At 73.6% G+C, this 7,625-nt stretch carries 7 protein-coding genes; 2 read left to right on the top strand and 5 right to left on the bottom strand.

Features of this window, described 5'->3' with window-relative positions:
- The 4 genes from L1885_RS19685 to L1885_RS19670 form a co-directional block, all read right to left on the bottom strand.
- Positions 1-1,367, bottom strand: a 1,367-nt coding sequence (locus L1885_RS19685) for a CynX/NimT family MFS transporter (RefSeq protein WP_235798480.1), incomplete at its 3' end; no start/stop codon positions are given.
- A complete protein-coding gene (locus L1885_RS19680; RefSeq protein ID WP_235798479.1) occupies positions 1,364-2,149 on the bottom strand; it encodes a FadR/GntR family transcriptional regulator in 786 nt (261 codons plus the stop codon). The genes L1885_RS19680 and L1885_RS19685, both read right to left, overlap by 4 nt.
- Before the next feature lie 306 nt (positions 2,150-2,455).
- On the bottom strand, positions 2,456-2,656 hold the full coding sequence (locus tag L1885_RS19675) for a DUF397 domain-containing protein (RefSeq protein WP_235798478.1): 201 nt from the start codon (positions 2,654-2,656) through the stop codon (positions 2,456-2,458).
- A complete protein-coding gene (locus tag L1885_RS19670) occupies positions 2,653-3,498 on the bottom strand; it encodes a helix-turn-helix domain-containing protein (RefSeq protein WP_235798477.1) in 846 nt (281 codons plus the stop codon). Before L1885_RS19670 ends, L1885_RS19675 begins: the two co-directional genes overlap by 4 nt.
- Positions 3,499-3,688: 190 nt before the next feature.
- Here L1885_RS19670 and L1885_RS19665 point away from each other — a divergent pair, with 190 nt between their 5' ends.
- Positions 3,689-4,099 (top strand): ATP-binding protein, encoded by a 411-nt coding sequence (locus L1885_RS19665; protein ID WP_308117357.1) that lies wholly within the window; start codon positions 3,689-3,691, stop codon positions 4,097-4,099.
- A 96-nt stretch (positions 4,100-4,195) separates the two neighbouring features.
- On the opposite strand, the gene L1885_RS19660 is transcribed toward L1885_RS19665, so the two are convergent.
- Positions 4,196-6,202, bottom strand: a complete 2,007-nt coding sequence (locus L1885_RS19660; protein WP_235798475.1) for a glycoside hydrolase family 9 protein — start codon at positions 6,200-6,202, stop codon at positions 4,196-4,198.
- 372 nt (positions 6,203-6,574) lie between these two features.
- Between L1885_RS19660 and L1885_RS19655 the strand changes: the two genes are divergently transcribed.
- On the top strand, positions 6,575-7,570 hold the full coding sequence (locus L1885_RS19655) for a D-alanyl-D-alanine carboxypeptidase family protein (RefSeq protein WP_235798474.1): 996 nt from the start codon (positions 6,575-6,577) through the stop codon (positions 7,568-7,570).
- The last annotated feature ends 55 nt before the right edge of the window (positions 7,571-7,625 follow it).

Raw genomic sequence — 7,625 nt, 5'->3', positions numbered from 1 at the left:
GGCGTGCTCCGCCGCCCGCCGGGGCCGTGCGGCTCGCCGGTGCGCGCTCCGGGCGCCGCGTGGCGGTTCACCGCGGCGCCGAGGCCCAGCGCCGTCTGGGGGGCGAGCAGCACGACGAGGACGACCAGCGCGACGGTCCAGCCGCCCGTGAGCTGGTGCACCGCGCCCAGGGCCAGCGGCCCGGCGGCGGCCAGCAGGTAGCCGAAGCACTGCGCCATGCTGGAGAGCTGCGCCGCGTGCCGGGTGTCGGGCGAGCGCAGCACGATGAACAGCATCGCCAGCGAGATCGCCGCGCCCTGGCCGAGCCCCAGCAGGATCATCCACAGGTACGCGCCGCCGACGGGCGCGGTCGCCATGCCGGCGAAGCCCCCGGCCGTCAGGACCGCGCCGATCGTCGCCAGCAGCCCGGGCCGCACGCCCCGCGCCGCGAGGACCGGGCTGAGGAAGGCGCCCGCGATGCCGAGGAGGCTGGAGAACGACAGCATCCAGCCGGCCGTGCCCTGGGCCATGCCCGCGTCGGTGAGGATCGTGGGGAGGTAGGCGGCCGCCGCGTAGTACGACAGCGACTGAAGGCCCATGTAGCCGGTGACCAGCCAGGCCACCGGGTGGCTCCACAGGCCCCGCACCGGGTGCCCGGCCGCGGCCGCCTGCGCGGCGGAGGTCCGGGTGCGGCGGCGGACCTGCGGCGCCCACACGAGGAGCGCGACGACCGCGAGCACGCCCCACAGGCCGAGCGTCGGCCGCCAGCCGAGCGCGAGCGCGTGCCCGAGCGGGACGGTGATGCCCGCGGCGAGGGCCGCGCCGCCGAACAGGGACATCGAGTACAGGCCCGTCATCAGGCCGACCCGGTCGGGGAAGTCCCGCTTGATGACGCCCGGCAGCAGGACGTTGGCCACGGCGATGCCCGCACCGACCACCACCGTGCCGCCGAGCAGCGCGGCCATCGACGGTATGAGCCGCAGCCCGGTGCCGCAGCAGATCAGCGCCATCGTCAGCAGCAGGGCCGGCTCCATGCCGAGGCGCCGGCCGAGCCGGGGCGCGAGCGGGGCGAGGAGCCCGAAGCACAGCAGCGGCAGCGTGGTCAGCAGGCCGGCGGTGGTCGCCGACATGCCGGTGGCCGCCCGGATCGTGTCGAGCATGGGGGACGCGGCGACGATCGCGGGCCGCAGGTTCAGCGCGAGGACGATGACGCCGACGCCGAGGAAGAGCCCGGCCCTGACGCGCTTCGATCCGCCGCCGGGGGCGGCCTGCCCGTCGGCCGGGCCGCCCGCGGGCGCGGGCCGTTCGGCGGACCCGGCGGCGCGCACCGGCGCGGCCGGTCCCGTCCCCGCGGCGGCGCCGTCCGGGTTGCCGGGGGGCGTGTTCACGATCGGTCTCCTTCCTGGCGGGCGGCCCCGCCGTCGTGTGCGCCGGGCCGCCCGACGCCGTGCGCGACGTCCTCGGGTAGCGGGTCGGCGTCCTGCAACGCGCGCAGGGAGCTGACCGAGTCGTCGATGTAGTGGGCGACGGCCTCGGTCGCGCCGGCGGGATCGCCGCGCTCGATCGCCGCGAGGAGGTCCGCGTGCGAGTCGGCCTGCGAGCGCCGCGGGTCGGGCAGCGGCGCGTCGGCGACGGACGCGATCGCGCGGTGCAGGCCGTCGGTGAGGTGGCTGTAGAGGTCGGCGAGCATGCCGTTGTGCGCGGCGGCGACCACCGCGCGGTGGAAGGCCACGTCGGCCCGTACGAACGCGTCGGTGTCCCCGCTCAGCCAGGCGGCGGTGCGCGCGGCGAGCGCGGAGCGCAGGGCGGCGAGATCCTCCTCGTCGCGGCGGGAGGCGGCGAGGCGGGCCGCGTCCCGTTCGAGGCCGGAGCGCACCTCCATGGCCTCCAGGTGCCCGGCGCGGCGCAGTCGCCGGTGCAGGGCGGCGCCGAGCGCGTCGGACGCGCGCACGTAGGTGCCGTCGCCCTGCCGGGGCTCCAGCATGCCGCTGTGCCCGAGCGCGCGGACGGCCTCCCGGACGGTGTTGCGGCCCACTCCGAGCATCTCGGTCAGGACGGGCTCGGCGGGGATCTTCGTCCCCACCTGCCACTCCCCCGACTCGATGAGGCTCTGCAACTGCTCGATGACCCGGTCGACAAGGCTCGACCGCTCCGCTGCCCGGATCGGCACGGCGGGCTCCCCTCTGCGCGCGTCGGCAGGGCCCGCGTCCGCCCGACGGGCTCACGCAGACAGCCGAACATCCCATGTTTCAGTCAGCGCATTCAGCCTAACATCCCATGTTTGATTCACCAGGAGAACGACGGCGCGGCCCCTCGGCACCTTCCCGGAAGCGTCTGTGGCCGCCCCCGGAGGGACGGCCACAGGGTCTGCGCAGGCATGTGCGCGGTGTCGTGTTTTCTGATCGCGATCGTGCCAGGGCGACCACGGACGATCAAAGACCTCGTCACGCTGCGTTGACGGAGGATCGGCTTTCGGTCAGTCCCTGCGGGCGAGGGCGAGGAAGGCGGACCAGGCCGCCGGACGGACGGTGAGTATGCCGGGAGCGGGGGTCTTGGAGTCGCGGATGTGGACGGCGGCGGGTGCGGGCGCGATCTCGACGCACTCGCCGCCTTCTCCGCTGCTGTAGCTGCTCTTGAACCAGCGGAGGGACTGGACTTCGGACCGCTTGATGTTCATAGCTCTCCTTGCAGCAACTTCTCGATGTGGCGCAGGGATTCGACAGGGGACAGCGCCTGGGCTCGCAGAATTCCATAGCGGACGGCGATGCCGCGTACGGATTCGCGATCGGTGATCATTTGCCCGCGGTCCTGGCTCTCGATGTAGGCGACCTGATCACCGCCGTCCGGCGTCATCAGGGTGAACGGCCCGGCCGCGCCGGGGTGGTCGGTGGTACGGGTCGGCATCACCTGGATCTCCACGTTGGGGTTCTCCCCGACGAGACGCAAGTGTTCGAGCTGACCTCGCAGCACGTCGACGCTGCCGTAGGGCCGTTGCAGCACGGACTCCTCGATCACGAAGCTCAAGGTGGGAGCGGGGGCGCGATCGAAGAGCCGTTGCCTGGCCATTCTCGCGGACACCATCTGCTCGATCTCGCCCTCACCGCGTCGCGGCCGGCGGACGGTGAACATCGTGCGCGCGTAGCCCTCCGTCTGGAGCAGCCCCGGAACGGCCAGAGCGGCGTACGCGTGGAACTCGACGGCCTCCTCCTCGATCCGCGCCGCGTCCCGGAAGAAGGCCGGGTAGCGGGTCAGCGCCACGGCCCGCTTCATGACGAGCAGGACACCCTCGGCCTCCAGCAACTGATCCAGTTTGTCGATGGTGTCGGGACGCGGTACGCGGCGCCCCTGCTCGAAGGCGGCGATCTGCGCCTCGCTGTAGCCGAGGAGTTGCGCCAGGGCGGCCTGGGTGTGCCCGGCGCGTTCACGGAAGATCTTGATCTGCCTGCCGAAGGACCGCAGCAGCTCGTCCGCCGGGTCCTCGCCCCGTCGTGCGACGGTCTGTTCCGGGATCTGCGTCATGGTCTTCCTTCCCGTACCTGCCTCAGCACCGACCCCGACACCGCACTCGCCGCAGCCCTACAACCACGCTGTGTGAGCATGTCGTTGCTGGTCACGGTAAGCGCCCCGCCCCACGCTCGTCTCCATGAAGGCCGAACCACACACGCACGGGGAGACTCGGCGATCCCCCGAGCCCCCGCGGGAGTTCCGCATGGCATTCACGTCGACGCCGCGCGGCGCCCGGCTGGCGCGCAGGCTCGCCTCGCAGCGCCTGGACGCCTGGGGTCACCCGTACGAGTCCGACGTGAACACCACGGTGACCCTGGTCGTGGCCGAGCTCGCCGCGAACGCGGTGACGCACGGCCTGGTGCCCGGCCGGGACTTCGGGCTGTTCCTCCGGCTCGACCCGGCCGCGGGGCTCGTGCGGGTGGAGGTGACGGACTGTCGGGACGACCGCGTGCCCCCGGAGTCCGCGCCGCCGCCCTGCGAACCGGACGCCGAGTCGGGGCGCGGCCTGTGCCTGGTCGCCGCCCTCGCGAGCCGCTGGGCGGTGGTGCCCCGCGAGGGCGGCGGGCCGGGCAAGACCGTGCGGGCGGACGTCCGCCTCCGAGCGATCGGGTGAGCCGGGCCCAGGACGCACGTGCCGATCCTGGTGCCCGTGCCGCGCCGGGAGACGTTCCGGGACGCCCTCCGCCCGGCCCGCCCGGCGCCGCGCCCCTCAGCCGCCGATCGCCACCGCGTACCCGTACCAGGTGGCGTGCGGGAGCCACTGCTCCAGCCAGCGCCAGTCCGTGTTCGTGCCCGTCTCGGCCTCGCCCGGGTCCCATTGGAGGCCCGACCCGTCGATGCTGCGGCCCGTGATGCCGTTGACGATCCCGCCCGCCGAACGCAGCCAGCGGTACGAGCCGTGGCCCGGCGTCGCCGGGTCCGCGTACTCCAGGTAGAGCGGCACCTCGTTGCCGTGGCCCTCCATCATGCAGACGCTGTACGGGTTCGCGCCGAGGATCCAGTCGAGCTGCGCGGTCGCGTACGCGCGCAGCCGCCGGGCCAGGGCCGGGTCGCCGAGCTTCGCGGCGGCGAGCCGGGCGGCGGCCGCCAGCGAGGCGAGCCGCGCGTTCTCGCCCTGCCACCAGGCGTCCTGGGTGCGGGGCGTCACGTTGTGCGGGAAGAAGAAGCCGCTGTAGCGCTTTCCGTCCGCGTCCTGCACGAGCTGGCGCGCGTACCCGTAGGGGTTGTTGACCTCGGCCGTCACGGCGAGCTCGAACTCCATGGACCGCCGCACCGTCTCGCGCACGCGCTTCGCGGTCGCGTCGTCGGCGATGTCCAGGTAGGTCAGGAGCGCGACGGCGGGCAGGCCCGCGTCGGAGGGGTGGAAGAACGGCCGGTCGGCGTCGTCCGCGCGCCAGTAGTCCCGGTAGCCCTTCCAGCGCACGAGGCGCGCCATGAGACGGGCGGCCCGGTCGGCGGCGGCGGCGCGGTACGTGGCGGCCTTCCCGCCCCCGGAGGCCGTCGCCTTCGCCAGCTCGACGGCGGCCAGCAGGGCGTTGGCGTCGTCGAGGATGTTCTCCTTGCCGTCGTTGACCATCCCCGCGTTGTGGGTCGCGAGGTACGCGAACACGTCCTCGGCGGCGGCCAGGTACTCGGCGGGGCCGTGGTCGCCCGAGACGGGGTACGTGCTCGCCCGCGCGAGCGCCGCGATCGCGAGACCGGCACCCTCCCGGTACGCGACCTGGGTGCCGTCGAGGGTCCGCTTCGCCGGGTCGGCGCCGAGGTCGTCCGCCTCGTCCTGCGAGATCGAGCTGTAGAAGGTGGCGCCGGGCTTGTGCACGCGCACCAGGTAGTCGGCGCCGAACAGGCCCTCGTCGAGGAACCAGCCGACCAGCGCCGTGAGATCGGGGTCGCGCCGGGCGGCGAGCTCGTCGTGCGTGGCGAGCAGCGCCCACGCCGTCAGCGGGATGGACAGCGTGTTGAAGTACGTGGTGTCCGAGAGCTGCGTGAAGTGCTTGCCCCAGTCGGCCGCCGCGTCGTACCAGCCGCCGCGCGCGTCGACCGGCGCGGTGCCGCCCGACGGCACGAGGGAGCGGTCGGTCTTGTCGTACTGGCCGCTGGAGCGCGAGTCCTTGAAGTAGTGCACGACGTGGGAGAGCGTCCGGCGCTCCAGCACGCCGGCCTCGACGCGGAAGGGCACGGAGTCGGCGGCCGGCCCGTCGCTCCCGGCCGCCCCGTCGAGCACGAGCACGTACCGGCCCGGTGCCGTCAGCGCAGAGAAGTCGGCGATCCAGTGGTACTGCGGGGTGGCCGGCCAGTGGTCCGCCCGCCAGTCGGGCACGGCGCCCGCCCGGTGCGCGGTGCCGCGGTGCACGGTCCGCCCGGTGCCGGCGTCCACCACGCGGTACGCGACGGGGGCGCGGGAGTCGGTCTCGGCGACGACGACGGCCCGCTTGGGGCCCGTGGCCTCGTAGCCCACGTTGTTGGCGTGGACGCGGGCCCCGCGGCCCGCGGGGTGCGGGGCCGAGGTGCCGGGGGCGGCGACCGTGGAGGGGGCGGCCTGTGCGGCGGTGGGTGCGAGCGCGCCCGCGACCGAGGCGCCGAAGGCCGCCGTCCCGCCGAGCAGGAGCCGCCTTTGGCCGCGGTCCGGGCCGGCGTCCGGTGCGGTGGCGGGCCCGTCGTGGGCGGGCCCGTCGTGGGCTGCGCGGGTGGCGTCGTCCGGGTGGGGAGCGGACATGGATCCTCCACGACGATCAGTAGGAAACTTTCCAAACAGTTCGCGACCGTAGGGCCGGCCGATCAGCGGGTCAAGACCCCGTGCGCCACCTCCGGTCGGAGCGGTCATCCGTCAACGCCCGGCTTGCGTTCACCGGTTCGGCTGATCCCCGGGCCGGGACGCGGGCCGGCACCGCGGGGGCGCCCGGCCCCCGCCGGGGCCGTGACACCCGCTGGGTCCGGGGCGCCCGCCCACCCGGCCGCGGCCACTGCCGCGCGCCAAGTACCCCCGATGTGCACGTGTTTCGGCGCAGGGCCACCGGCAAACGGTATACATGCGGTACTTCACGCAACCGACACGAACCACGCCGAAGGACCTCGGGGAGCGATCGAGATGCCCATACTCACGGCCCGTACGGGAAGGGCCCGGCCCGCGCCGGTGCTCACCGTCACCGTCGCCACCGCCCTCGCGCTGGGGGCGTCCGCCGTGCCGGCCCTGGCCGCCACGGGCGCACCCGCCCGGAGCGCCACCGCGGGCACCGCCTTCACGACGGCGGCGCGGGCGGGTGCCGTCACCCACACACCCGTCCTCAAGGCCGCCGCGCCGAAGGCGCCGTCCATCGTCGCCAAGGGCGGCTACGTCATGAACAACGCGTCCGGGACGGGGTACTTCAGCAAGGCCGCCGACACCAAGCGGTCCACCGGCTCCACCACGAAGATCATGACCGCCCGGGTCGTGCTCGCCCAGAAGGGGCTGAACCTCAGCCGCAAGGTCACCGTCCAGAAGGCGTACAGCGACTACATCGTGGCGAAGAACGCCTCCTCCGCACGCCTGATCGTGGGCGACAAGGTGACGGTCGGCCAGCTGCTGTACGGACTGATGCTGCCCTCCGGGTGCGACGCCGCCTACGCGCTCGCCGACACCTTCGGCAAGGGCTCGACGCGGGCCGCGCGCGTGTCCTCGTTCATCGGGCAGATGAACACGACGGCCAAGAGCCTCGGCCTGAAGAACACGCACTTCGACTCGTTCGACGGGATAGGGAACGGCAGCAACTACTCGACGCCGCACGACCTGACCAAGCTGGCGAGCAGCGCCATGAAGTACGCGACGTTCCGCACGGTCGTCAAGACGAAGTCGACGAAGCAGAAGGTCACCACGAAGAGCGGCGGCTACCGCTACATGGCGTGGACCAACACCAACGGCCTGCTGAGCAGTTACTCCGGGACCATCGGGGTGAAGACGGGCTCCGGCCCCGAGGCGAAGTACTGCCTGGTCTTCGCGGCCACCCGCAGCGGCCGGACCGTGATCGGCACGGTCCTCGCGTCGACGTCGGAGACCACCCGCACCGCCGACGCCAAGAAGCTCATGGACTACGCCTTCAAGCGCTGACCGGCTCGGAACACGGCAGCGGCCGGGGCCCGCCCGTCAGGGGCGGGCCCCGGCC

Origin of the sequence: Streptomyces fuscigenes (genome assembly GCF_021556455.1) — a bacterium.
GTDB classification, from domain to species: domain Bacteria; phylum Actinomycetota; class Actinomycetes; order Streptomycetales; family Streptomycetaceae; genus Streptomyces; species Streptomyces fuscigenes.
Note: the sequence above shows the minus strand (reverse complement) of the source record. Positions and strands in the feature narration are given on the sequence as shown.